The organism is Nocardia vulneris (assembly GCF_001613425.1).
Lineage (GTDB): Bacteria > Actinomycetota > Actinomycetes > Mycobacteriales > Mycobacteriaceae > Nocardia > Nocardia vulneris.
In genome coordinates this window covers 351,061-375,605 of the sequence record NZ_BDCI01000035.1, presented here as the reverse complement: position 1 = coordinate 375,605, position 24,545 = coordinate 351,061, and the positions used below count along the sequence as shown (strand labels likewise).

Sequence of the window (24,545 nt, the reverse complement as noted above, 5' to 3'; positions counted from 1 at the left end):
CCTGCGGGGTGCCTCACAGTGTTCTCTTAGGGAGTGATCGCGTTGTTCGCCCCTGGACAGGGGTCCCAGACTCCCGGCATGCTCGCGCCTTGGCTCGACCTCCCTGGCGCGCATGACCGGCTCACTCTCTGGTCCATGGCCGCAGGCCTGGACCTGGTCCGCCTCGGCACCACGGCGACGGCCGAGGAAATCACGGATACCGCCGTGACGCAGCCACTGGTCGTGGCCGCCGCGTTGCTCGCGTACACGCAAATCCCCACGGATTCACTTCCGGCCGCTACCATCGTCGCCGGACACTCGGTCGGCGAACTCGCCGCCGCCGCGGTCGCCGGGGTCATCTCGCCCGACGACGCGGTGAAACTGGCCGCCATCCGCGGAGCGGAAATGGCCAAGGCGTGCGCGTTGGAGCCGACCGGCATGTCCGCGGTGCTCGGTGGCGATGAGGCCACCGTGCTCGCACGACTCGCGGAACTCGACCTGATTCCGGCCAACCGCAACGCGGCCGGGCAGATCGTCGCCGCGGGTCGGCTGGACGCACTGGCGGAACTGGCCGCGAACCCGCCGGAGAAGGCGCGGATTCGCGCGCTGCCCGTCGCGGGTGCGTTCCACACCGAGTTCATGGCTTCGGCGCAGGACGCTGTGACCGATGCCATATCGCAGATCGTGCCGAACGAGCCGACGCGGCTGCTGCTGTCGAACTTCGACGGTCAGCCGGTCAGCTCGGGACGTGACGCGATCAACAAGCTCGCGGCCCAGGTCACCAGGCCCGTCCGTTGGGATCTGTGCACCGAAACCGTAAGGCAGGCAGAGGTTTCCATGGTGGCGGAGTTGCCGCCGGCGGGCACCCTTGTCGGTATCGCGAAGCGGGAGCTGAAGGGCACGCGCACACTGGCCCTGAAGACCCCCGAAGACCTCCCCGCGTTGGCCGGGGTGAGCATCTCCGGCTAGCTTTTTCCGGCAGCCATGCATCGGTATGCACGGTTGTGATCGAGCGGACGTAACCATCGCCCGCCTCGATCCGAAAAAAACAGGTACGAGCCCTACAAAGAACAAGAAGGGAGCCACGAAGTGGCCGCTCTGACCCAGGAACAAATCGTCGAGGAACTCGGCAAGATCATCGAAGAGGTGACGGGTATCGAACCCTCCGAGGTGACGATCGAGAAGTCCTTCGTCGATGACCTGGACATCGACTCGCTGTCCATGGTCGAGATTGCGGTGCAGACCGAGGACAAGTACGGCGTGAAGATCCCGGACGAGGATCTGGCCAGCCTGAAGACGGTCGGCGACGCGGTCGCCTACATCCAGAAGCTCGAGGCCGAGAACGCTGACGCGGCCGCGGAGCTCAAGGCCAAGTTCGACGCCGAGTAGGGCCGACACTGTGACCACTCCTTCCACCTTGAACGGGAATTTCCCCAACGTCGTCGTCACTAGCCTGGCGGCGACCACGTCGATCGCGGGTGACGTCGATGCGACGTGGAAGGGACTCCTCAACGGCGAGAGCGGTATCGACGTTCTCGAGGATTCCTTCGTCGAGGAATACGACCTTCCGGTCCGCATCGGCGGTCACCTGAAGGTCCGGCCCGAGACCCTGCTCACCCGAGTCGAGTGCCGGCGCATGGCGTACGTCGAGCAGCTCGCGACCGTGCTCGGTCGCGAAGTCTGGCGTAACGCGGGCAGCCCGGAGGTCGACCCGGAACGGCTGGGTGTGGCCATCGGAACCGGGTTGGGTGGCGGCGACGCCCTCATCGACTCGGTGGACAAGCTGAAGAACGGTGGCTATCGCAAGATTTCGCCGTTGGCTGTGCAGATGGTCATGCCGAACGGTCCTTCGGCCGTTGTCGGCCTCGAATTGAAGGCCAGGGCAGGAGTGGTCACTCCGGTCTCGGCATGCTCGTCTGGCTCCGAGGCCATCGCCAACGCATGGCGGATGATCGTCATGGGCGATGCGGACATGGTCGTCACCGGTGGTGTCGAGGGTTACATCGACTCGGTGCCGATCGCGGCGTTCAGCATGATGCGCGCCATGAGCACCCGCAACGACGACCCGAAGGGTGCCTCGCGTCCGTTCGACAAGGACCGCGACGGTTTCGTCTTCGGTGAGGCGGGCGCCCTGATGGTCATCGAGACCGAAGAGCACGCCAAGGCGCGTGGGGCCACCATCCACGCTCGCCTGCTCGGTGCCGGTATCACCTCGGACGGCTTCCACCTGGTTGCCCCCGCCCCGGACGGCGTCGGCGCCGCACGGGCGATGAAGCGGGCGATGCAGACCGCGGGTCTGACCGCCAAGGACATCACCCACGTCAACGCGCACGCCACCGCGACACCGATCGGCGACACCGCCGAGGCCAACGCGATCAGCTTGGCCGTCGGCAAGCACGCTTCGGTGTACGCCCCGAAGTCCGCACTGGGCCACTCGATCGGCGCCGTCGGCGCACTCGAGTCCGTGCTGACCGTGCTCAGCATCCGGGACGGCATCGTCCCGCCGACGCTGAACCTGGAGAACCAGGACCCGGCCATCGATCTGGACGTGGTGCACGGCGAGGCGCGCCGGCAGGAGATCGAGTACGCGATCAACAACTCCTTCGGTTTCGGTGGGCACAATGTCGCGCTCGCCTTCGGTCGGGCCTAGCCGCATCGACTGAGACTGCTCGAACGATCCCGGCGGGATCTGCCGCTTCGACGGCCAGATCCCGCCGGGATTGCCATTTTGCAGCCGCTTGCGCGGCCTTTTCCTGAAGGTTGAGGGAAGAACGCGATGACAACCATGGCTTCCGCGTTGCACCAGGCGACATCGACCGATCCGCGGGATCCGCTGGGTCGGCTGCAGCGCTTCTTCGATCCCGGCACGCTGCTTCCGCTGCACCCGCGCGACAAGTCCGGCGTGCTCGCCGCGATCGGCGAGGTCGACGGCGTACGCACCGTGGCCTACTGCTCCGACGCCACCGTGATGGGTGGCGCGATGGGCGTCGAGGGCTGCAAGCACATCGTCGACGCGATCGACACCGCCATCGATTCCGGCGTTCCCGTCGTCGGCATCTGGCATTCCGGCGGCGCCCGGCTGGCCGAGGGCGTCGAGGCCCTGCACGCGGTCGGCCTGGTCTTCGAGGCCATGGTGCGTGCCTCCGGCCTGGTACCGCAGATTTCGGTGGTGGTCGGCTTCGCCGCGGGCGGCGCCGCCTACGGTCCCGCGCTCACCGACATCGTGATCATGGCGCCCGAGGGCCGCATCTTCGTCACCGGACCCGACGTGGTGCGCAGCGTAACCGGCGAGCAGGTCGATATGGCCACCCTCGGCGGCCCGCAGACGCACGGCAAGAAGTCCGGCGTCACCCATATCGTCGCCGACGACGAGGCCGACGCGGTGCATCGCGCGCGGCGACTGGTGTCGATGTTCGCCGAGCAGGGTGAATTCGATCTGGTGGCGGCCGCGCACGGCGACGTCGACCTCAAAGCGATGCTGCCGGAATCGCCCAAGCGCGCCTACGACGTGAAGCCGATCATCCACGAACTGCTCGACAACGTCGACGGCGAAAGCTCGTTCGAGGAGTTGCAGGCGGGCTACGCGCGCAGCATCGTCACCGGTCTGGGCCGGTTGAGCGGGCGCACCGTCGGCGTGCTCGCGAACAACCCGATCCGCCTCGGCGGCTGCCTCAACTCCGAAAGCGCCGAGAAGGCAGCGCGTTTCGTACGGCTGTGCAACTCGTTCGGCATTCCGCTCATCGTCGTCACCGACGTGCCCGGCTATCTGCCCGGCGTCGGCCAGGAGTGGGAAGGCGTGGTGCGCCGCGGCGCCAAGCTGCTGCACGCGTTCGCCGAGGCGCGCGTCCCGCGCGTCACGCTGGTGACGCGCAAGATCTACGGCGGCGCCTACATCGCGATGAACGCGCGCTCGCTGGGCGCGACCGCCGTCTACGCGTGGCCCGGCTCCGAGGTCGCGGTGATGGGCGCCAAGGCGGCCGTCGGCATCCTGCACAAGAAGGCGCTGGCCGCCGCCCCCGAGGACGAGCGGGAAGCGCTGCACGAGCGGCTCACCGCCGAGCACGAGCGCATCGCCGGCGGCGTCGAACGCGCCATCGCGATCGGCGTGGTGGACCAGGTGATCGACCCGGCCAAGACCCGCAGCATCATCGCCGCCGCACTGGCCGCCGCACCGTCGCGGCCGAGCAGGTTGAAGAACATCCCGCTGTAAACGACCGCGTCACTGGGCCCCGGTACGTCCGGGGCCCAGTTGCGTTGTACGGGGCCGGACTTCGCCTCCGCCGTAACGGTTCCGCGCGCGCTGGCCTCCGAGCCACATTGCACCGCGCCGCACCGCGCCTCGCCGCACCGCGCCTCGCCGTGTTGCCCCGCGCCGTGTTGCCCCGCGTCGTGTCGCGCTGCGCCGTGTCGTACCGCACCGCGCCTCGCCGTGTTGCCCCGCGCCGTGCTGCCCCGCGTCGTGTCGCGCTGCGCCCGCACCGCGCCGTAGTCGTACCGCGCTGTGTCGCGCCGCGCCGCGCCGCACCCGTTTCTCGCACGGGTACTGACTCCCCGCACCCGCTCTCACATGCCGCAGCGGGTGCGAGGCGTTGGAACTGGTGCGGGAACGTGGAAAGGGTGTGTGCGTGTGGTCGGTAGCATCTAAAGGTGCGTTATGAGGAGCTTGCCGACGTGCCGTGCTCGATCACGCGGCCGCTCGTGATCTTCGGCGACCGCTGGACGTTGCTGATCCTGAAGTTCGCGTTCTCCGGGGTGCGGCGATTCAACGCGTTCCAGAGTGCGCTCGGCATTTCCCGCAGCCGGTTGCAGGATCGCCTCGATCGGCTGATCGAGCACGAGATCCTGGTGAAGCGGAAGGCCGCGGTCGGCGCGCACGAGGAATACCGGCTCACGCAGAAGGGCCACGATATCTACCCGATCCTGATGGCCATCCGGGACTGGGGCGACACCTATATGGCGCCGGACGGCCCGCCGGTGCGTTACGCGCACCGCGAGTGCACCGGTGAGGTGCACGCAAACCTCGAATGTGACGTGTGCGGCGACGCGGTGACCGCCCGCGACGTGACCCCCGAACCCGGGCCCGGACTGCTCGGGCCCGAGATCGACGCCGATCAGTCGGTGAACCAGGTCGCCACCTGATCGATGCCCTCGCGCGCGGTACGGAAGCCGTTGACCGGGTGCGCGGTGTCCGGGTAACCGAACGAGATTCCGGCGACCACCCGGCGGTGGTCGGGTATATCGAAGTACTCCCGGATGAACGGCGCGTACGAGGCCAGCGCGGCCTGCGGTGCCGCACCGAGTCCGAGGCTCTGCGCGCCGAGCAGGAAGTTGCCGAGGTAGAGGCCGCAGTCGACGGCGCCGTAGACGCCGAGATCCGCCTCGGTCGTCACGATCGCGACGTGCGGGGCATCGAACAGTTCGAAGTTGCGCAGTGTCTGCCGCATTGTCTTCTCGTGCTCGCCTTTTGCGATCCCGACGCTGTCGTAGAGCTGAAAGCCGCACGCGCGCCGACGATCCCGGTACACCCCGGCGTACTGTGCGGGGAACGCGAAATCCGGTTCAGGAGTGGCGGTTCGGACGTGTTCGAGCAGTGCCGCGCGGAAGCGGTCGGTGCCCGCGCCCGCGGTCAGCACCAGCTGCCACGGCTGGGTGTTGCACCAGGACGCCGTCCGCTGAGACAGGCGCAGCAGTTGTTCGATGACGTCGCGCGGCACCGGCTCGGCCAGGAACTGCCGGCAGGTCCAGCGCTCGTCGAGCAGTCGGGTCAGCGTGGCGAATTCCTGGGTGTCCACCTCGGCCGTTGTCATGCCATCTCCTCATTTGGTCCCATTATGAGACCAAACGCTAGCATCGGCCGGACGATCTTGGAATGCCTCGGCACCACGGTGCTCGTACTGCCTAGGAAGCCGGTATTCAACGCTGTGCTCGCAGTGCGCGGATTACGCCGAATGGGACGCCCGAAAAGGGCAGAATCCACGCATGGCGTCCGAGGCCCGCGGCGCGCGGGATCGCAAACGGCACGGCAGGCACTACACGCCGCCCGTGCTGGCGCGTTTCCTGGCCACGCGGCTGCTCGCGCACGTCGTGCCGCCGCCCGCCGGGGTGCTGCGCGTGCTCGATCCCGCCTGCGGGGACGGCGAGCTGCTGTTCGCGCTGCGGTCCGAGGCGGCCGAACGACTACCGGGTACCCGGATCGAGCTGACCGGATACGACCTCGATCCGGCGGCGTTGCGGGTGGCGCGGGCACGGGCGGCCGCGGCGGGGATCGCCGTCGACTGGCAGGTGGGCGACTTCTTGACGGTCGCGGCCGAGCTGGCGGCGGGCTCGTTCGACGCGGTGATCACGAACCCGCCGTACGTGCGGACCCAGCAACTCGGCGGTGCGACCGCCCAGCTGCTGAGCAAGCAGTTCGGGTTGCGCGGGCGGATCGATCTGACGCATCCGTTCGTGGCGACCCTGCCCAGACTGTTGCGCCCCGGCGGCGTGCTCGGATTGCTCAGTGCCAACCGGTTTTTGACGACCAGGGCGGGGGCGAACATCCGGCGGCTGCTGCTCGCCGAACTGGCGCCGGTCGAGCTGTACGACCTCGGCGACACCAAGCTGTTCGAAGCCGCGGTGCTGCCGGCGATCACCATCGCGACGCGTGGCACGAATCCCGATACGTGCCGCTATGTGTCGGCGTACGAGGTGGACAGCGGCGGCATCGCCACGGAGACCGGTCTTTTCGAGGCTATGGTCGGCGAGACCGGTTGTCTGGTCACCCACGAGGGACGGCAGTTCGCGGTGGAGATCGGCACCCTGGTGACCGGCGAACCCGTAGGCGGGCCGAAGGCGAACGGCGACTTGGCGATTCGGCCACGAGCGCCCGGAGCCGATCCGCCGGTCGACACCGAATCCGGGGCGAGACACCGAGCGCCGCCGCATCTCCCGACACCGGATACCGCCTGGCGCATGTCCAATGCGCGCGTGGACGCGTGGCTCGCCGCCATCGACGCCGCGACCTGGAAGACTTTCGGCGAGGTCGCGCGAATCCGGGTGGGTATCAAGACAACCGCCGATCGGGTGTTCATCTCGGACCGGTGGGCCGAGGCCGAGCCGGTCCCCGAAGCGGACCTGCTGCTGGACCTGATCACGCACAACGATCTGGAGCCGTGGCGGATCACCCGGGCCCAGGACACCCGTGTGCTCTACCCCTACGATCTGACGCTGGCCCGCCGCACCCCGATCGATCTCGACGAATACCCCTGTGCCGCTGAATATCTACGCAACCACAAGGACATACTCACCGCTCGCCGCTACGTCGGTGCGACCGGCCGGGAGTGGTTCGAGATCTGGGTGCCGCAGCGTCCGCAACTGTGGCGGCAACCGAAGGTCGTCTTCCCGGATATCAGTGACCGCCCGCGTTTCGCCCTGGACCGTTCTGGCGCGGTGGTCAACGGTGATTGCTACTGGCTGTCCCTACCGGATCTGGCCCGCGACCTCGCCGAGGCCGAGCAGCTCGGGTATCTGCTGATGGGCGTGGCCAATTCCGCCCTCGGCCTGCGCTTCTACGACACCGTGTGCGGCAACCGCCTCTACTCCGGTCGCCGCCGCTGGATCACCCAGTACGTCTCGCGCCTACCCCTACCGGATCCGGCTTCCCCGCACGCCGCGGCGATCATCGCGGTGGCCCGAGACCTCACCGAGGGCCGGTGCGCAGACCCGGCAACCCGCGCCGAACTGAACGATCGGGTGGCCGCCGCATTCCGCTGACGCGATGCTCAGCGGGTGAGGTGGACGCCCACCATGGGAAGCAGCGTGCGGCGCGCGAACTCGCGGGCGGCGTCGCGATCGGCGACGGGGATCAGGCCGTCGGGGGTGAGGGCCAGGGACAGGGCCAGGCGGGCCATGATCTCGGCGACGAGGTCGGCGTCGAAATCGTGGGTGCCTTCGGTGTCGCGCAGTTCGCGCAGTTTGTCGGCCAGGTAGCCGCGGCCGACGGCGAGGATGGGGCCCGCGTCGGTGGTGAGGCGGGGCAGGATCAGGTCGGGTTCGGTGCGCAGCAGGCGGCGCAGCAGCTCGTTGTTCGCGATCGCGGTGATGAACGCGACGAAGATCTCCACCAGCTGGTCTTCGCTGCCGGAGACGGCCTGCACCTGCTTGTCGATCATTTCGACGAAGTGCTGGGCTTCCCGCACGCTCACGGCCTCGACCAGGTCGTTCTTCGATTCGAAGCGGCGGTACAGGGTGGCGGGGCTGATGCCGGCGCGGCGGGCGATCTCGCCCATGCTGGTCCGTTTGATGCCGAAGTCCAGGAAGGCCGAGAGCGCGCTTTCCAGGAGCTTCTCGCCGTCGGCGACGGGCTTCTCCAGGATGCGCTGCAGCATGGGCGGGACAGTGGGCATCTGGTCTCCAGTCGATTCGCGCGGACGCCGGGGCGAGCGGACGGCATCGCGACGGTGCGGGTGAGGGCCATTCATTATTTCATCGGCCGGTGTCGGCGTGGTCGGGGATGGCCGAACCAGGGGGTGTTCTGTCTTATCGGTCGCATGTCCAGCTTCGAGTGATTACCCTGTGGATATCCACCTTGGATGCTGGATGGGCCGGAAGAGGTTGCGCCGTGGCATATTTCGCGAACCGGGTGGTGGCGATCACGGGGGCGGGCGCGGGCATCGGCCGCGAATTGGCCCTGGCGCTGGCCGGGGACGGCGCGTTGCTCGCGCTCTCGGACAAGTCGGCGCAGGCCGTCGCCGAGACCGGAAAGCTCTGCGCCGCGCTGCATTCCGAACCACTGGTGACCACCCTGGACGTCACGGACCGCGCGGCGGTGCTCGCGCACGCGGCGGCGACGGTCGCGCACTTCGGCCGGGTCGAGGCGCTGTTCAACAATGCCGGGATCCTGCACGTCGGCGGCGTCGCCGAATCACCGTTCCGGGACTTCGAACAGGTGATGGACGTGGATTTCTGGGGAGTCGTCAACGGCACCAAGGCTTTTCTGCCCTACCTGCAGGCCGCGGAGCGGGCGCACGTGGTGAACATGTCCTCGGCCTTCGGACTGGTCGGGGTGGCGCAGCACGGGCCGTACAACGCGGCGAAGTTCGCCGTGCGCGGCTTCACCGACTCGCTGCGGCAGGACATGCGCGCGGCGGGCGGTGTGGTCCGGGTCACCGGGGTGTATCCCGGTGGCGTGCTCACCTCGATCGCCCGGTCGGCACGGGTCGCGCCGGGGATCGACGCGGCCGCGGTGGCCCGGCGCTTCGAGGAGCGGGTCGCGCGGACCGGTCCGGCGGCGGCCGCGCGGACGATTCTGCGCGGAGCCGCGCGCGGTGAGGCGAAGGTGCTCGTCGGACTGGACGCCCTGCTTGTGGATCTGGTCACACGGATCACCGGCTCGTATCACGAACGGGTATTGGACATGGTATTTCGTTCCTGACCGCGCGCCCCGGCGCAGGCAGGAACGGATAGACGAAATGGCAACTGGTCGAACACATCTCGTGACGAAGAATAATCGGACGCGATTGATCGGGCGCGATTGATGGCGAAATGGCTTCTGATCGAGTGCTTCTCCGGCCCGCCGGGCGCGGTGATCGCCCTCGGGGCCACGCCGAAGTCCTTCGTGCCGCTGCGCCATATCCTGCGCAATCCGCTGTCGCTGGCCGATGCCGAAGCCGCACTGGCACAGGCGGTCGCGACCTGTGCCGTGGTCGCGCGGGTATCGGCGGACGGCAGGCGCGCCGTGCGCGCCGAGCCGCTGCTGATCACGCCGGAGCGCGCGCACGCCGTACGGCTGTGGGTGGGGCCAGTGCGCGAACCGCTGCCCGAGCGAGAACCGGTGGGCGCGTGGTACTTCAACCTCACCACCAATCGGTCGGTACGCAGCACCGATCTGCTCGACCTCTACGGCGTCGCGCCCGAGGACCGCGCGGCGGAGCTGGCGATCGCGGGCGCGTTCGCGCGGCTGGTCACCAACCGAGACGAGAGCGAGGCGCTGGCGAAGCTGGTGAATTCGGCGCCGGATACCGAGCATCAGGCGGTGTGGACCATCCGGCGGGACGACAATGCCTTGCGGGCAGGGCATTTCGCGTGCCGGATCAATATCGAGACCGATGCCGCGGGTGACCGCGCGGTGCTGTTCCGCGGCGTGACCCAGGACATCGGCGCGGCGACGGCGGTACCGTCCGCGCCACCGCCGATGATTCTCGAGTATCAGCTGCTGGAGGCCGCCACGGCGCCGGGGGAGTATCGGGCGATCGTGAATCTGCGCTCGCTGCAACTGATTCGCTGGATCGGGCCGCCGATGCCCGGTATCGCCTGGGCGGACCTGCCGGGGGAGCCCGCGCCGCAGATCCACCCGGACGATCTCGCCGCGGCGCGTGCGATGTCGCGGGTACTGGCGCACCGGCGCGCGGAGGGCACGGTGCGGTTGCGGCGGGTGGACGGAGGTTGGCAGGCGGTGCGGGTGCGGGGCGCGCTGATGGTGCTGGATCAGCACACCACGGCCGGACTCGCCACGGTCACCGCGGCGTCATGACATCGCGGTGACCGTGGGCCGAGTTCAATGGCGAGGTAAGTCCAGTGCCGCCATTTCTTGTTCGATCGCGTTCGCAGCGAAATCGACTCCGCTGGAACGCAGTTCATGAACCCGTCGTTGTAATGCCTCGACGCCACCCGGTTGGGCGGCGATGTCGGCCACACTGATCCGCCCCATCGGCCGGTGCATACTCGCCTGCACGTACGCAACCACCGTGATACCTCCTGCCTGCACGCTAGCTCACGTTCCCACCCGACCCAGGGTGGGTTCACCACTGCGCTACAAGCCGCACGACAACCGTGTCGGCAGGAGACCCCGGGTCACCGGGCACGCTGGCAGAATGTTATCAGCGAATCCTACTGGACGCTTGATCAGTGTGCTCTGTCTCACACCTCTTTCGCGGTGCGGTGATTGGCCGTGTTGTGTACGTACACAGCCCCATTCAGTCGAATGCCGTCCTGTTCGGCCGCGCTGAGCTCGCGGCGAACCTTACCGGGCACCCCCGCGACGAGCGACCCGGGCGGAATCTGCGCGCCCTCCGGAATCAGCGCGTTGGCCGCGATGAGACTGCCCGCGCCGATCACCGCGCCGTTGAGCACGGTGGCGCCCATGCCGACGAGTACGTCGTCGCCGATCGTGCAGCCGTGCAGAATCGCGTTGTGCCCCACCGAAACCCCGGTGCCGACGGTGAGCGGGAAGCCCGGATCGGCATGCAGTACACAGCCGTCCTGAATGTTGGTGCGCGCGCCGACGGTGATCTGCTCCAGGTCGGCGCGGATCACCGCGCCGTACCAAATGCTCACCTCGGCCGCGAGCCGCGCCCGCCCGATGACTGTCGCCGTCGGCGCGATCCACGCGTCCTCGTCGATCTCCGGAACGAACTCACCGATCTGAATCCTCATGCGCTGAACCTAGCGTCTCGTCCGCGTGGCGCTAGTGCACCGGGGTCGCGAACAGCGCGCGGTGTGCGGCGGGGCTGGTGCCGAGGATGCGGTGGAAGTGGTGCCGCAGGCTGACGGCGGTGCCGAAGCCGGTCTCGGTGGCGATCCGGTCCATGGTGTCGTCGGTGGTCTCCAGCAGCAGCCGGGCCCGGTCGGTGCGCTGGTGCAGCAGCCACTGCTGCGGGCTGCTGCCGGTGCGGTCGCGGAAGCGGCGGGTGAACGTGCGCCGCGACATCAGGGCCACCCGGGCCCAGCCGTCCAGGTCGATCGGATCGCCGAGATGTGTTCGGGCCCAGACCATCGCGCGTTCGATCGGGTCGTCGTCGGCGGCGTCCGGCACGGCGACCGGGATGTACTGCGCCTGCGACCCGCTGCGGTGCGGCGCCGTCACCAGCTCTCTGGCCAGTTCGGTGGCCGCGCGGCTGCCGAGGTCGTTGCGTACCAGGTGCAGGCAGCAGTCGAGGGCGGCCGCGACGCCCGCGGAGGTGACCACGTCGCCGAGGTCGGACCACAGGGTGTCGGCTCGGACGCGGACCGCGGGGAAGGCGGCGGCCAGCTCGGCGGCGCCGGCCCAGTGCGTGGTGATCTCGCGACCGTCGACGAGCCCGCTGGCCGCCACCGCCCACGAGCCGAGGCACAGCCCGACGATCCTGGCCTGCGCGCCGTGCGCCTGCCACAGCGCCTCGCGCAGCTGTGCCGACATCGGCAGGTGCCGTTCCCAGCTCGGGATCACCACGGTGTCCGCGCGGGCCAGAGTGTCCAGGCCGTGGCGCACGTCGATATCGAAACCCGCTGGGGTGGGCAGGGTTCCGGGGCGCTCCGCGCACACGTCGACCCGGTACGGCGATGTGCCGCCGATGCCGATCCGGCCGAAGACGAGGCTGGCTACGGACAGGTGGAACGGGCTGATGTTGTCGTAGGCGAGCACGGCGACAGTACGCATGGCCCGATTTTAGCGGTTAGCGGCTCGCGGGCCACTGTCGGGCCGGTCCACGGCCGGACAAGATCATTGCCATGACCGAAACGATCGAACGAACCACCAAGCTCGAGGCTCTGCACGTGGGCGGCCCCACCCTGCGTTTCCGCTACGCGGGCCGCACCTTCCTGACCGACCCCACCTTCGACGAGCCGGGCGTCTACCCGGGACCGGTCACGCTGTACAAGCTCGCCGGGCCCGCGGTATCCGCGGCCGAGGTCGGGCCGGTGGACATCGTGCTGCTCTCGCATGACGAACACGCCGACAACCTGGACAACGCGGGCCGGGAATTCCTGCGGACGGTGCCGACCGTGCTCTCCACCCCCGGTGCCGGGGAACGCATCAACGGCGTTCGCGGACTGGCGAATTGGGAGACCGTGACGGTCGACGGCATCAAGGTGACCGGGGTGCCCGCGCTGCACGGGCCGGAAGGCTGCGAATCGGTCACCGGCGTCGTGACCGGGTTCGTGCTGCAGGCCGACGGGCAGCCGACGGTGTATGTCTCCGGCGACAACGCCTCCGTCGATCGGGTGCGGCAGATCGTCGAACGGTTCGGCCGGATCGACGTCGCCATCCTGTTCGTCGGCGCGGCGAATGTCGGGGCCTTCGACGATGTCGACATCACGCTCAACGCGCGTACCGCGGTGCAGGCGGCGGAGGTGCTCGGGGACGCGACCATCGTGCCGGTGCACGGCGACGGCTGGTTGCACTTCAGCGAGACGCTGGAGCGGTTGACCAAGTTCTTCGAGAACGCGGGCCGCGCCGACCAGCTGCGCATACCGCCGCTCGGCAAAGCGGTCACTGTCTGAGGTTCTCGCGCCGAGTCTGCTGGTCAACCTGCGCAGAAACGTGCTGCGGCCGGGCGGACTCGTGATCATCGTGTGACACCCGCGCGTCGTTCGTGGCGGGACCGGGGTGCGGGGTCCACGATGACCGTATGAGGATCGGAGTTCCACGGGAGGTCAAGGAGCAGGAGTTCCGGGTGGCGCTGACGCCGGCGGGTGCCGGGGAGCTGGCCACGCAGGGGCACGAGGTGCTGATCCAATCCGGGGCGGGTGTCGGATCGGGGTTCGCCGACGCCGACTACACCGCGGTCGGGGCGAGACTGGCACCCGAGGCGGATCAGGTGTGGTGGGAGGCCGACCTGATCCTGAAAGTGAAAGAGCCGATCGCCGAGGAGTATCCACGCCTACGCGCGGGGCAGGTGCTGTTCACCTACCTGCATCTCGCCGCGTCCCGGGAGTGCACCGACGCGATCCTGCGCTCGGGGAGCACCGCGATCGCCTACGAAACGGTGCGCTCCACCGATGGGTCGTTGCCGTTGCTCGCGCCGATGAGCGAGGTGGCGGGCAAGCTCGGCGGACAGGTCGGGGCCTATCACCTGATGGCGCCGCTGGGTGGTGCGGGCATGCTGCTCGGCGGGGTGCCGGGCGTCCGCCCGGCGGAGGTGGTGGTGCTCGGCGGCGGTGTCGCCGGCACCAGCGCGGCGTCGGTCGCCGCGGGTATGGGTGCGCGAGTCACGGTGCTGGACACCAACTTGCACCGCCTGCGCGAGCTGGACGCGCGCTTCGACGGCCGGGTGACGACCGTCGCGTCCAATGCCGCCGAGATCGAACGGGCGGTACTGGCCGCCGATCTCGTCATCGGCTCGGTGCTGGTGCCGGGCGCCCGGGCCCCGAAACTCGTCACCGACGAACTGGTCGCCCAGATGCGGCCGGGTTCGGTGCTCGTCGACATCGCCATCGACCAGGGCGGTTGCTTCGAGGGGTCGCGGCCGACCACGCACGCGAATCCGACTTTCCGCGTGCATGATTCGCTGTTCTACTGTGTCGCGAACATGCCGGGGGCGGTACCGCACACGGCGACCCTCGCGCTCACCAATGCCACGCTGCCCTATGTCCGGGCCATCGCCGGGCTCGGCTGGCAGCAAGCCTGCGCCAACTACCCGGAGCTCGCGCAGGGGCTCACCGCAGACGGCGGCCGGCTCGTGTCGGTGGAAGTGGCTGCGGCACACGGATACGCGGCACGGCAACCGATGGGGCTCGTCGGCTGACCCGCGGGTGGCCCGAACGCCGCTCGGCGTTCGGGCCACCGTTCGCGGATCACCACGTGTGGTTGATGTTCCAGAATCGAGCGGGCTGGTTACCGACGATCCGGCGCAAGACAGCGATCATGGCTGTTCACCTCCTTCCACGAGAGACCGGACGAGCGGTCCGTGGTGCGCTGCAGGACAAAGGGTCTGGGGGTCGCGGCATTGGTGACGACCGGCCGCAGATCGCCGCCGGTGACGTGCAGTCGGGCGTTGTCGGCAAGTGCGGCAACCGTTTCGGTGATCAAGGTGTGCGCGACGACGGCGCCGGAACAGGCGAACGGGCCCGCGCTGAACGGCAGATAGAGGCCACGACCGTCCGGCTCGCTCCAGCGTTGCGGCCGGAACACCTCGGGGCGCGACCATCGGGTTTCGTCGTGGTGCAACAGGTATGGACACACCGACACCATCTCGCCCGGATGCAGTGGGATACCGCCGAGTTCGACAGCGTGCGGGACAGGGCGGCCGACCATCCAGACCACGGGCCGATATCGCAGCGACTCACGGACGACCTGATCGGCCAGCCACGGCCACGGGCCATGCGGCCGGTGCAGACAGCCGAGCAGCACCGACCAGGCCACCGAGTGCGCCACCGTGCCGACGATCGAGCGGAACATCAGCACGTACAGATCGGCCACCGCGCGGTCGCCGATCTCGCCGGAGCACGCGCCGAGCACGGCATCCAGGACGTCGCGTGGCTCGTCGGGCGGTGCCGCCGCGCGACGTTCGCGCACCTGGTCGGTGACGGCGCCGAAAAGGTTGGCGCTCAACACTTCCGCCCACGCGCGCTGGTGCAGCCGAGGTGGCCGGATCAGCACCCCGGCGGTGGCGCAGCGGGTCAGCGATCGGTGCAGGCGCGGTGCGCAGTCCGGATGCAGCAGCAGCTCGGCGGTGCTCCGGTGCACCAGAGCTGTTCCGGCCGTGGGCCAGTGGGTGCGGGCGGGTAGTTCGGCGACCGATTCGGCCAGGCGCAGCCGGAATTCGGGTAGGCGCGTACGGATCACCTGGCGCACCGCCCGGCCCAGCTCCCGTTGCGCGGACCGGGCCGGCAGTACGGTGCCGAAGAATCCGGAGCCGCCCGTGTTGAAGGCGTTGTCGTGCAACACCGTTTGCGCGAGTTCGGGGTCGCTTACGCACACCCCGCCCCACGGCAGGCGGAACGCACCGCCCGGTGCGCCGCGGCGCAGCCGCTCCAGAAAACCGAGTGGATCTCGCCGGAATCGGCGCATGTCCCGTGCACCCATCGCTGTCCGCTTTCCGCCTAGACAATTCGTAGGAGGACTTCACGGTAGTGCGCCAGATGTATTCCGGTGGCGGGATATTCGCGTCTAGCAGTTCTTTGCTATACGCGCTCCGGCGGGCGCTGCCCGGTGCGACAGCGCCCGGTCCGCGCGTTACTCGGTGTCGGGGTCGGTCAGGTTGAGGTACCAGTCCGGCTCGCCCCCGGTGGGCAGGTCGTGCAGCTTGTCGGGGTTGCGCACCACATCGATGGAGACGATGCGGCCGTTGTCGACGGTGAAGGCGAAGACCCCGATGTGGTTGCCGTCGAACACCACCAGGCCCGGCGCGCCGTTCACCAGCACCGCGCGGCCCCAGCCGCCCGCCGCCGACGGCGCGTGGTACCAGCCGAGCAGCATCTTCGCGATGAGCTCGGCGCCGCGCACCGGCTGCCGGATCGCGGGCACCTTGCCGCCGCCGTCGGCGGTGAGGCTGACGTTCGCGTCGAGCACGCCGAGCAAGGCGCTGAGATCGCCGGACCGCCATGCGACCGCGAACGCGGAAACGACCTTCTCCTGTTCGTCCGGCGAGGCGGGGAAACGCGGTGTGCCGTCCTCGACCCTTTTGCGGGCCCGGGACGCGAGCTGGCGCACCGCCGCCGGGGTGCGCCCGACCACCTCGGCGACCTCCGGCCCGCTCATGCCGAACACGTCCTGCAGCACGAACGCGGTGCGCTCGGCGGGGGACAGGGATTCGAGCACGACCAGCAGCGCGGTGGTGACCCGCTCGTCCTGGGTGATCCGGTCCGCCGGGTCGTCCCAGCTGGTCACCTCCGGCTCGGGCAGCCACTCGCCGACGTACTGTTCGCGGCGAGCGCGCGCCGAACCGAGCTGATCCAGGGCGAGCCGGCCGACCACGGTGCTCAACCAGGCGCGCAGGTTCTCGATCTCGCCCGCCGTGCCCGCCTCGAACTGGCGCTGCAACCGCAGCCACGCCTCCTGCACGACATCATCGGCGTCGGTGAGACTGCCCAGCGTGCTGTAGGCGAGCCTGCGCAGGTATGCCCGGTGCTCCTCGAACCGCCGGGCCAGCTCGGCCTGGTCGAGAGGTTCGGAAGGAGAAGACTGTGCGGAAGTCACTGCTGTTCGCCGTTCGATCGTTGCGCCCGGGAAAGGGCGAGTCCAAGGGTGCGTCACCGGGTTGACGACGCAGGACCTCAGAGTGTGACACGCCGAAAAACCGCAGCTGGTAGATCCCCATCCCGGCGAGTCCGGGATCACTGCCCGGTGCCGCCCGCCGCAGGTTCGCACCACTTTTGAGTTCCCGCACCTCCTGTGCCATGCCCTAACGAGTGCGGGAACGCGAAAGCGGTGCGCGAAGCTCAGCGGGCGGGCGATTCGCGGTGGTGGACTCGGTGGCGGTTAGTGTCGGCGGGTGCGTATGGGGAATTCGGCGGCCTTGGGGCTGGTGCTCGGGTTTGTGCTGGATCGGGTGTTGGGGGATCCGCGGCGGTGGCATCCGGTGGCGGGGTTCGGCACCGCGGCGGCCGCACTCGAGTCTGTGACGTATGCCGACCGGCGTGGTGCCGGGGTGGTGCACGAGGCAGTGCTGGTGGGGTCGGTGGTCGGGCTCGGGATCGGGATGCGCCGGGGTGGCTGGCCGGTGACCGCGCTGGCGACGTGGACCGTGCTCGGCGGGCGCAGCCTCGCGCGCACGGGCGGTGCGATGGCGGAGCGGCTCGAGGCGGGAGATCTGGTCGGTGCGCGGGCGTTGCTGCCGTCGCTGTGCGGGCGTGACCCCGAGGTGCTCGATGCCGACGGATTGGCCCGCGCCGCACTGGAATCCATCGCCGAGAACACCTCCGATGCGACCGTCGCCCCGCTGGTGTGGGGCGCGCTGGCCGGTACGCCGGGCCTGCTCGGGTATCGCGCGATCAACACTCTCGACGCCATGATCGGCTACCGCAACGACCGCTACCGGAACTTCGGCTGGGCCGCCGCCCGCACCGACGACCTGGCCAACCTCCTGCCCGCCCGCCTCACCGGCCTGCTCACCGCCGCCCTCGCCCCGCTGGTCGGCGGCCGCCCCGCCGCCGCCCTCCGTGCCTGGCGCCGCGACGCCGCGCAACACCCCAGCCCCAACGCCGGCGTGGTCGAGGCCGCCATGGCAGGCGCCCTCGGCATCCGCCTCGGCGGTCGCACCGAATACCCCCACGGCGTCGAACACCGTCCCACCCTCGGCACCGGCCCCACCCCCACCGTCGCCGACCTGCACCGCGCAGTCCGCCTGTCCCAAGCCGTCCAAGCAGCCGCCGCGGCGCTGGCCGCCTGCGCTGCCCTCGCTCGCCGCTAGGCGAGTCCCGGCCGTCCGTTTGCCGCTCATCGAAACCGCTTCACAGGCCTTTCACGCCGAACGTCGGCGCGCCACTCGGCAATTCGCTGTGCGAAGCGTCGATCACCTCTGTGAAGGTGCAACGGGCGATCAGTCTGGCGATGCAGCGGATCCGTCTCCCGTCCGTGCCTGGCGTGCCCCTCAGCCGGCGCCCCGCGTGCTCCATTGGGCGTGTTGGCGGGTCGTCACAAGATCAGGTGGAACTGCGGGCGGCATCGTTCGAGAAGGTACCGCCGCCAGTTCCCCCTGATCTTGGTTCGGCTTCGCCTACTCCGGGACTCGTAGCGAAGGACGTCCCGGAGCCGCTAGCCCAACCTCCCGCGCACGTTTTGGTGCGCCGCGCGCGTGTTAGCCGAATGACACGCGCGCGGGGTGACGAAAGGTGCGCGGGAGGTAGAGGGCTGCTGTCGCTGTGCGTCGGGTGTGCGACGTTTTGCCCCCGCGGGGCGCAGGGTGTGGGCGCTTTGTTGGTTGCCGTCGGTGGTTCGTTGTCTCACGGGCGTCCCGTTGTGGCCCCGCGCGTCTTGGTTCGCCCGCGCGCGTTTTGTCACGCCGCGCGCGTGTTAGTTGAGTGACACGCGCGCGGGGTGACGAAAGGCGCGCGGGAGGTAGAGGGCTGCTGTCGCTGTGCGTCGGGTGTGCGACGTTTGCTCCCGCTGGGCGCAGGGTGTGGGCGCTTTGTTGGTTGCCGTCGGTGGTTCGTTGTCTCACGGGCGTCCCGTTGTGGCCCCGCGCGTCTTGGTTCGCCCGCGCGCGTTTTGTCACGCCGCGCGCGTGTCTGTCGAACGACACGTGTGCGGGGTGACGAAGGCGCGGGAGAGAGGGCTGCTGTCGCGGTGCGACGTTGCCCCCCGCGGAGCGCGGGAGGACGGGAAGTGTGCGGGAGAGACAGAGATTTCGCGGGAGAGGCGGGGGATTCAGGGGCGGATGCCGAGGGTGCCTGTCCAGGTGGGGGTGTCCAGGCCGGCGCGTTGGGCCAGGGCGAACATGGCGGCGATGTCGGCGTCGGTGCGCGGGGGGAATTCGTCCAGGTCGTGTTCGTCTTCGGGGAAGTGCTCGTCTTCCAGCCGCGTCATTTCCTCGGCGTAGTGCCGCACGAGATGTTCGGTGACCGCGCCGCGCTCGGCGGCGTCGAGCAGTTCCGCGCACAGCTGCGGCATCTCGCTGTCGGGCTCGAAAAGCAGCCAGTCGGCGATCTTTTCGAGTGCGTCCTCATGCGTGGTCAGAGCGGAGAGGCCTGCGTCGAGTCCGTCGTCGGACAGATCCTCAGGGTACGGCGCCCGATGCCAAGCACCCTCGTCATACCAATAGACGCAGCCGACCATGTAGGCATCGATCAATCCTCGAAGGTATTGGCGCGGTAGCCATTCCGGTGCACCGGCGAGCACGTCGATCGTTTGATCGTGCCATTTGACCTTGCTCGACTCGTCTTCCCCGACGAGCACGGCGCGGCCGTTGCCGTACCACTTCAGTTCCCACCAGGTGCAACCGCAGTCGTCCCAATGCAGACCGCCGTCATCGATCCAATAGCCCGAACGATGAACGGGCGACTCCTCCTCCCGTGCGCGGCTGTACGTCGCGACCGCGACACCGGCCCACCGCCGCCACAGCAGCTGCGGGTCGGGCAGATCTTCGGGTTGTCCCGGCTGGTGCAGATGCCCCAATGTGCTTCTCCTGACTCGTGTTCGGTGTGAGCCTAGGCGGACCCACCGACACGGTCCGGACGCGCGCTCGGTGCTGATCACGGTCGGCACCGAATCGGTCGCCGCCGCATTCGCGCGGCGTCGCAATCGAAGAGCAGGTCGGTGGCGTGTTCCCGGATCGCCTCGGGCGAAAAGCTCGGCCTCGATCAGGCGGTCCAGCACGGGCTGCCGAGTCCGGCGGGGGTCAGTCGCGGCCGCGCCCGTAGCGGTCGGCCAAACGCGATTCCGTGGTGACGGGTGGGGGTGCGGCTGGGGCGGATTCGGGTTTCGTCGCGGATGCGGCTGGGGCGCTGCCCTTTTCCTTGCGGCGTTCGCGCAGTTCGGCGTAGACGAAGTAGCCGAGACCGAGCGGGGCCATGATGCCGAAGGCCAGCCATTGCAGGCCATAGGAAAGATAGGGGCCCGCGTCGAGCTGGGGGAGTGGTGTCGGCGTGAACGCGCCGGGCTGGTTTTCGTCGAGTTGCAGGTAACCGCCGCGGTCGGCGCCGGTGGGGACGGCGGTGAGCGGTTGTTGCAGCACAGCGGATTCCTGCGCGAGATCGATCGAGTACACCTGACGGAAGCCGTCCTGCACGGACGGATCCTTGCCCGGCGTAACACCTTCCGACATCCGGACTCTGGCCTCGAGGCGCTGCGGGCCCGGCGGCGGTTCCGCGATCGGCGGCGGGCGCACCCCGTCCACCGCGGCGACCAGGCCGCGATCGATCAGCAGTAGCCTGCCGTCGTCCAGCCGGAACGTGCCGAGCACCGCGTACCCGGGTGCGCCGTCGAGGTGGCGCAACCGGACCAGCACCGTCGAATCCGGTTGATAGCTGCCCGAGGCGATGACTTTGCGCCATTCGCTGTGGGTTTCGTCGGTGGCCGGGGTGCCGAGGACCGTGGTGATGTCCACGGGGTCGGCGCGCACCGAGTCGGCGATGAGCTGGTTGCGGTGCGAAGTGGTGGTGTTCTTGCCGAGCTGCCAGGGCGCGAGCACGGTGAAGCAGAGGTAGGCGAACGCGACGACCAGCACCGCGAGGATCACCCAGCTCGGGCGCAGCAGGAAGGTCAGCCGGCGGATCATGCGCGTCCGTCCAGTGCGGGATCGGGGGGACCGGGTTCGGCACCGAGGGCGGCGCGAACCCAGTCGAGCAGGCCCGGCATCGCCGCTTCGATCTGATCGCGGACCAGTTCGAAATCCGCGGTGTCGCCGTAGTACGGGTCGGGCACGTCGGGGCCGTCCGCGTCCGGATCGAAACTGCGCAGCAGCCTGCGCCGGTCCGTGGGGACGCCGCGCCGCGCCAGTTCGCGTTCGTGCGAGGTGTCGAGCGCGATCAGCAGGTCGGCGTCGAAATGATCGGCACCGAGCGCGGCCGCCGCGTGCCCGGTGCGGTAACCGTACTTTTGCAGGGTGGCGTTGGTGCGGTGGTCGGCGTCGTCGCCGACGTGCCAGGAACCGGTGCCTGCGCTGCTGACCCGGACCCGATCGGCGAGGCCCGCGCGGGACAGATGCGCCGCGAAGATCTTCTCCGCCATCGGAGAACGGCAGATGTTGCCGGTACAGACGAACGAGACGTGCAGCTCACCCACGCCTGCCATTCTGGCCGGTCGCCCGTCGGCACCGCCACGGAGGGTGCGCGGACGCGGCCGAAAGTGGTCGCGGTCACCCGAGCCGACGGTGGTGCAGAGCCGTCCTGGTGCGGTGCTGGTGGGCAGTGCGGTGGTGATGTGCAAGACCTGAGGCGTGTGGCGGAAAGCTGCAGCCGGGCGTGCGGCGGGAGGGCTGCAGCGAGGCGTGTGGCGGGGAGGGCTGCAGCGAGGAGTGTGGCGGGGAGGGCTGGAGCGAGGCGTGTGGCGGGGAGAACGGAGTGCGGCGTGTGGCGGAGGACTGCAGCGAGGGCAGGCGGGCGAGGCATGTCCTCGCCGCTGAGCTGGGTCGCCCAGGACCCCACGTAAGGTGCTCTCGTGCCCGAGGACAGCGTCGACCATGCGAGCCTGCGCCACCACGGCGACGTGGACGCGCGGCCGGGCATGCTCGATTTCGCGGTGAACGTGCAGGGCAGTGCGCCGCCGGACTGGTTGCGTGAGCGGTTGGCAGCGCGACTCGACGACCTCGGCCGGTATCCGAGCGCCGAGTCGGAGTCGGCGGCGCGGCGTGCGGTCGCGCAACGGCATGGCCGCAGCCCGGACGAGGTGCTGCTGCTGGCCGGCGCCGCGGAGGGTTTCGCCATGGTGCCGCGGCTCGCTTCGCGGCTGGCCGCGGTGCTGCATCCGTCGTTCACCGAGCCGGAGCTCGCACTGCGGGAAGCCGGCGTCCCGGTGACCCGGGTGCTGCTCGACCCGCCGTACACCCTCGACCCGGCCGTGGTGCCCGCGGAAGCAGACCTGGTGGTACTCGGCAACCCCACCAATCCGACCTCGGTGCTGCACCCCGCCGACGCGATCAAGGCCCTGCGCAGACCGGGCCGGATCGTCGTGGTGGACGAGGCGTTCGCCGACGCGATCCCCGGTGAGCCGGAGTCGCTGGCCGGATTCGCGGCACCCGATGTGCTCGTCCTGCGCAGCCTCACCAAAACGTGGGCACTGGCCGGGCTCCGCTGCGGTTACGTCCTCGGCGCACCGGAACTGCTCGCCCGGCTGAATCACGGCCGCGCCCACTGGCCTTTGGGCGCACTGCAATTGGAGGCGATCACCGCCACCGCCGCACCCGAGGCGGTCGAGCAGGAACAGCGGCAAGCGAAACGGATCGCCGCCGATCGTGCCGCGATGATCACCCGACTGACCGAACTCGGCGTGCACGTGCACACCCCGGCCGCCGCCCCGTTCCTGCTGATCCAGGTCCCCGACGGTGAACTCCTCCGAAAGCACCTGGCGGACAAGGGGATCGCCGTGCGCCGCGCCGACACCTTCCCCGGCCTGGGACCGAACCAGCTCCGCCTCGCGGTGCGCGGTCCCGCCGAAGTGGATCAGCTCATCGCTGCGATCCGGACGGCAAACCTGTGCTGACCGTTCGGGCCCCGATCAGGCACGTCGGTAGCGCGTCCGGCTTGATCGTCCGCGCTGCGCCGAATGGCTGCCCCGCCGGTAGGCACGATCCGCGCGGGCCGGGGGTGGACGCGCATTCGATTCGGGTGGACGTGGGGCCGGTTCGGCCGCGTGCACAGCATCGAGTGACGGCCCCGTCGATCGGCACGGATCAAGGGTCGATGGGCCGGTCCAGCAAAGGCAAAGTGAGCACACCGATTTCGATCCTCCACATCAGGTCGAACGGCGAGTGCGTTTCGGGTGATGAGCGCGCGGCCGGCACGCAGGTAGCGATCGTGCGGGCCCCGAGCGCCCGCACGGCGCGCTCGGTTGATCTGCGTAAGCCGGGGATCGCCGCGTCGGCCGCATCCGGTTCGGGTCATGTGCGCGACGCGCCCGGCGCGCGAACAACGAACGTGCGAGTCCAGGTCGCGGCGGCAGCGCGCCGGTTGTGGTCAGCGAGGTCGAGCGGCAGCGACGGCGGTTCGGTCAAGGCGCGCCGACAAGGTTTGCGACAGTGCAGTATTCGCTCCGAGGAAGGTAGACGATGACCACGCTCGCGGATCTCATCGCGGTACTCGACACCGCCTACCCGCCGCGGCTCGCCGAGCCCTGGGACTCGGTCGGGCTCGTCGCCGGTGATCCGGCGGAGGAGATCACCCGGGTGCTGTTCGCGGTCGACGCGACGGCCGCGGTGGTGGACGAGGCGATCGAGTGGCGCGCACAGGCTTTGGTGGTGCATCATCCGCTGCTGCTGCGCGGGGTCGACACCGTCGCGGCGGACACGCCGAAAGGCGCACTGCTGCATCGGCTCATCCGTTCCGGTTGCGCCCTGTTCACCGCGCACACCAACGCCGATTCCGCCGATCCGGGCGTCTCGGACGCGCTGGCCGCCGCGCTCGGCCTCACGGTGACCGGCCCGCTGGACGCCAAACCCGAGGCGCCCGTGGACAACTGGGTGGTGCAGGTGCCGCGGTCGCACAGCGACGCGGTGCTGGCCGCGTTGTTCGCGGCGGGGGCGGGCGGTAGCGGCGACTACCGCGACTGCGCGCTGCGGGTGCCCGCCATCGGTCAATTCCGCCCGATGGCGCAGGCCGATCCCGCGGTCGGCGCCATCGGCGAACTCCAGCATGTCGAGGAGGAGCGGCTCGAGGTGGTCGCGCCCCCGCATGCCCGTGCGGCACTGCTGGCCGCGCTGCGGGCTGCGCATCCCTACGAGGATCCGGCCTATCACATCACCGAGCGGGCGCTGCTGCCCTCGGCGCTCGGGATCGGCCGCGTCGGCACCCTCGCGGCCCCGGAGACCTTGCGCGCCTTCACCGATCGGGTGGCCGCCGCGCTGCCGCCGACCGCGTGGGGCGTGCGCGCGGCGGGCGACCCGGACCGCAGCGTCTACACGGTCGCGGTCTGCGGCGGTGCGGGTGATTCCTACCTCGACGCCGTCGCCCGGCTGGGCGTCGACGCCTATGTCACCGCTGATCTGCGCCATCACCCGGTGGACGAACAGCTGCGCCGCGGCGGTCCCGCGCTGATCGACGCCGCGCACTGGGCCACCGAATTCCCCTGGTGCGCACAGGCGGAACGGGTGGTCCGGACCGAGCTGCCCGAGCTGGAAACGCGGGTCAGCACCCTGCGCACCGACCCGTGGACGGTCAGCGCGCCCAGCTGAGCGCCGACTGCCCTGGGACACGCCGGTATTCGCGGGGGTGCGACAACCCACCTCCGGCGTGTCGGG

General features: G+C 69.5%; 23 protein-coding genes. 13 read left to right on the top strand and 10 right to left on the bottom strand.

From position 1 onward, the window contains the following. Positions 1-33 precede the first annotated feature (33 nt). From NVU01S_RS31495 to NVU01S_RS31475, 5 genes are all read left to right on the top strand, one after another. Positions 34-948, top strand: a complete 915-nt coding sequence (locus NVU01S_RS31495; protein WP_043676039.1) for an ACP S-malonyltransferase — start codon at positions 34-36, stop codon at positions 946-948. 120 nt (positions 949-1,068) lie between these two features. Beyond that, a complete protein-coding gene (gene acpM / locus NVU01S_RS31490; protein WP_014982996.1) occupies positions 1,069-1,368 on the top strand; it encodes a meromycolate extension acyl carrier protein AcpM in 300 nt (99 codons plus the stop codon). A gap of 10 nt (positions 1,369-1,378) precedes the next feature. Further along, a complete protein-coding gene (locus NVU01S_RS31485) occupies positions 1,379-2,629 on the top strand; it encodes a KasA/KasB family beta-ketoacyl-ACP synthase (RefSeq protein ID WP_014982997.1) in 1,251 nt (416 codons plus the stop codon). 126 nt (positions 2,630-2,755) lie between these two features. Further along, the gene (locus tag NVU01S_RS31480) at positions 2,756-4,189 is read left to right on the top strand and encodes an acyl-CoA carboxylase subunit beta (protein ID WP_042254867.1); all 1,434 of its coding nucleotides are present in this window, start codon (positions 2,756-2,758) and stop codon (positions 4,187-4,189) included. A gap of 437 nt (positions 4,190-4,626) precedes the next feature. Next, entirely contained in the window at positions 4,627-5,118 is a 492-nt protein-coding gene (locus NVU01S_RS31475; protein WP_052280956.1) for a winged helix-turn-helix transcriptional regulator, read from the top strand. On the opposite strand, the gene NVU01S_RS31470 is transcribed toward NVU01S_RS31475, so the two are convergent. Next, positions 5,091-5,786 carry a nitroreductase gene (locus tag NVU01S_RS31470; protein ID WP_043676043.1) on the bottom strand — a complete coding sequence of 232 codons (696 nt, stop codon included), beginning with the start codon at positions 5,784-5,786 and terminating at the stop codon, positions 5,091-5,093. The genes NVU01S_RS31475 and NVU01S_RS31470 overlap by 28 nt on opposite strands. A 172-nt stretch (positions 5,787-5,958) precedes the next feature. On the opposite strand from NVU01S_RS31470, the gene NVU01S_RS31465 reads away from it, so the two are divergent. Next, positions 5,959-7,731, top strand: coding sequence for an Eco57I restriction-modification methylase domain-containing protein (locus NVU01S_RS31465; RefSeq protein ID WP_043676045.1), 1,773 nt, complete (start codon positions 5,959-5,961; stop codon positions 7,729-7,731). A gap of 8 nt (positions 7,732-7,739) precedes the next feature. Here the strand turns inward: NVU01S_RS31465 and NVU01S_RS31460 are convergent, their stop codons facing one another. After that, positions 7,740-8,363: a TetR/AcrR family transcriptional regulator gene (locus NVU01S_RS31460; RefSeq protein WP_043676047.1), complete on the bottom strand. Its 624-nt coding sequence runs from the start codon at positions 8,361-8,363 to the stop codon at positions 7,740-7,742. Between the two features lie 215 nt (positions 8,364-8,578). Here NVU01S_RS31460 and NVU01S_RS31455 point away from each other — a divergent pair, with 215 nt between their 5' ends. Next, positions 8,579-9,391, top strand: coding sequence for an SDR family NAD(P)-dependent oxidoreductase (locus tag NVU01S_RS31455; RefSeq protein WP_043676050.1), 813 nt, complete (start codon positions 8,579-8,581; stop codon positions 9,389-9,391). Between the two features lie 102 nt (positions 9,392-9,493). After that, positions 9,494-10,489: a GAF domain-containing protein gene (locus tag NVU01S_RS31450; RefSeq protein ID WP_043676053.1), complete on the top strand. Its 996-nt coding sequence runs from the start codon at positions 9,494-9,496 to the stop codon at positions 10,487-10,489. A gap of 24 nt (positions 10,490-10,513) precedes the next feature. Here NVU01S_RS31450 and NVU01S_RS42720 read toward each other — a convergent pair whose 3' ends face one another. The 3 genes from NVU01S_RS42720 to NVU01S_RS31440 all read right to left on the bottom strand — a co-directional run bounded on the left by NVU01S_RS42720 (position 10,514) and on the right by NVU01S_RS31440 (position 12,373). Next, the gene (locus NVU01S_RS42720; protein ID WP_156161751.1) at positions 10,514-10,702 is read right to left on the bottom strand and encodes a hypothetical protein; all 189 of its coding nucleotides are present in this window, start codon (positions 10,700-10,702) and stop codon (positions 10,514-10,516) included. Between the two features lie 173 nt (positions 10,703-10,875). Next, positions 10,876-11,391 carry a gamma carbonic anhydrase family protein gene (locus NVU01S_RS31445; RefSeq protein WP_043676056.1) on the bottom strand — a complete coding sequence of 172 codons (516 nt, stop codon included), beginning with the start codon at positions 11,389-11,391 and terminating at the stop codon, positions 10,876-10,878. A gap of 31 nt (positions 11,392-11,422) precedes the next feature. After that, positions 11,423-12,373: a GlxA family transcriptional regulator gene (locus tag NVU01S_RS31440; protein WP_043676059.1), complete on the bottom strand. Its 951-nt coding sequence runs from the start codon at positions 12,371-12,373 to the stop codon at positions 11,423-11,425. Positions 12,374-12,444: 71 nt separating this feature from the next. On the opposite strand from NVU01S_RS31440, the gene NVU01S_RS31435 reads away from it, so the two are divergent. Beyond that, the gene (locus NVU01S_RS31435) at positions 12,445-13,215 is read left to right on the top strand and encodes an MBL fold metallo-hydrolase (RefSeq protein WP_052280957.1); all 771 of its coding nucleotides are present in this window, start codon (positions 12,445-12,447) and stop codon (positions 13,213-13,215) included. A 128-nt stretch (positions 13,216-13,343) separates the two neighbouring features. Continuing rightward, on the top strand, positions 13,344-14,459 hold the full coding sequence (gene ald / locus NVU01S_RS31430) for an alanine dehydrogenase (protein WP_043676062.1): 1,116 nt from the start codon (positions 13,344-13,346) through the stop codon (positions 14,457-14,459). Positions 14,460-14,548: 89 nt separating this feature from the next. Here ald and NVU01S_RS31425 read toward each other — a convergent pair whose 3' ends face one another. After that, the gene (locus tag NVU01S_RS31425) at positions 14,549-15,739 is read right to left on the bottom strand and encodes a cytochrome P450 (protein ID WP_043676064.1); all 1,191 of its coding nucleotides are present in this window, start codon (positions 15,737-15,739) and stop codon (positions 14,549-14,551) included. 150 nt (positions 15,740-15,889) lie between these two features. Continuing rightward, positions 15,890-16,852 carry an RNA polymerase sigma factor SigJ gene (gene sigJ, locus NVU01S_RS31420; protein ID WP_043676067.1) on the bottom strand — a complete coding sequence of 321 codons (963 nt, stop codon included), beginning with the start codon at positions 16,850-16,852 and terminating at the stop codon, positions 15,890-15,892. Between the two features lie 301 nt (positions 16,853-17,153). Between sigJ and NVU01S_RS31415 the strand changes: the two genes are divergently transcribed. Then, complete coding sequence (locus NVU01S_RS31415) at positions 17,154-18,065, top strand: cobalamin biosynthesis protein (protein WP_043676068.1); 912 nt, start codon at positions 17,154-17,156, stop codon at positions 18,063-18,065. Positions 18,066-19,021: 956 nt separating this feature from the next. On the opposite strand, the gene NVU01S_RS31410 is transcribed toward NVU01S_RS31415, so the two are convergent. The 3 genes from NVU01S_RS31410 to NVU01S_RS31400 form a co-directional block, all read right to left on the bottom strand. Then, positions 19,022-19,768 (bottom strand): hypothetical protein, encoded by a 747-nt coding sequence (locus NVU01S_RS31410; RefSeq protein ID WP_052280964.1) that lies wholly within the window; start codon positions 19,766-19,768, stop codon positions 19,022-19,024. 223 nt (positions 19,769-19,991) lie between these two features. Then, positions 19,992-20,867: an SURF1 family cytochrome oxidase biogenesis protein gene (locus NVU01S_RS31405; protein WP_043676331.1), complete on the bottom strand. Its 876-nt coding sequence runs from the start codon at positions 20,865-20,867 to the stop codon at positions 19,992-19,994. After that, positions 20,867-21,385 carry a low molecular weight protein-tyrosine-phosphatase gene (locus NVU01S_RS31400; RefSeq protein ID WP_052280970.1) on the bottom strand — a complete coding sequence of 173 codons (519 nt, stop codon included), beginning with the start codon at positions 21,383-21,385 and terminating at the stop codon, positions 20,867-20,869. Before NVU01S_RS31400 ends, NVU01S_RS31405 begins: the two co-directional genes overlap by 1 nt. Before the next feature lie 366 nt (positions 21,386-21,751). Between NVU01S_RS31400 and cobC the strand changes: the two genes are divergently transcribed. Then, entirely contained in the window at positions 21,752-22,792 is a 1,041-nt protein-coding gene (gene cobC, locus NVU01S_RS31395) for an Rv2231c family histidinol phosphate aminotransferase CobC (RefSeq protein ID WP_043676299.1), read from the top strand. A gap of 565 nt (positions 22,793-23,357) precedes the next feature. Further along, positions 23,358-24,479 carry a Nif3-like dinuclear metal center hexameric protein gene (locus tag NVU01S_RS31390; RefSeq protein WP_043676296.1) on the top strand — a complete coding sequence of 374 codons (1,122 nt, stop codon included), beginning with the start codon at positions 23,358-23,360 and terminating at the stop codon, positions 24,477-24,479. Positions 24,480-24,545: the final 66 nt, after the last annotated feature.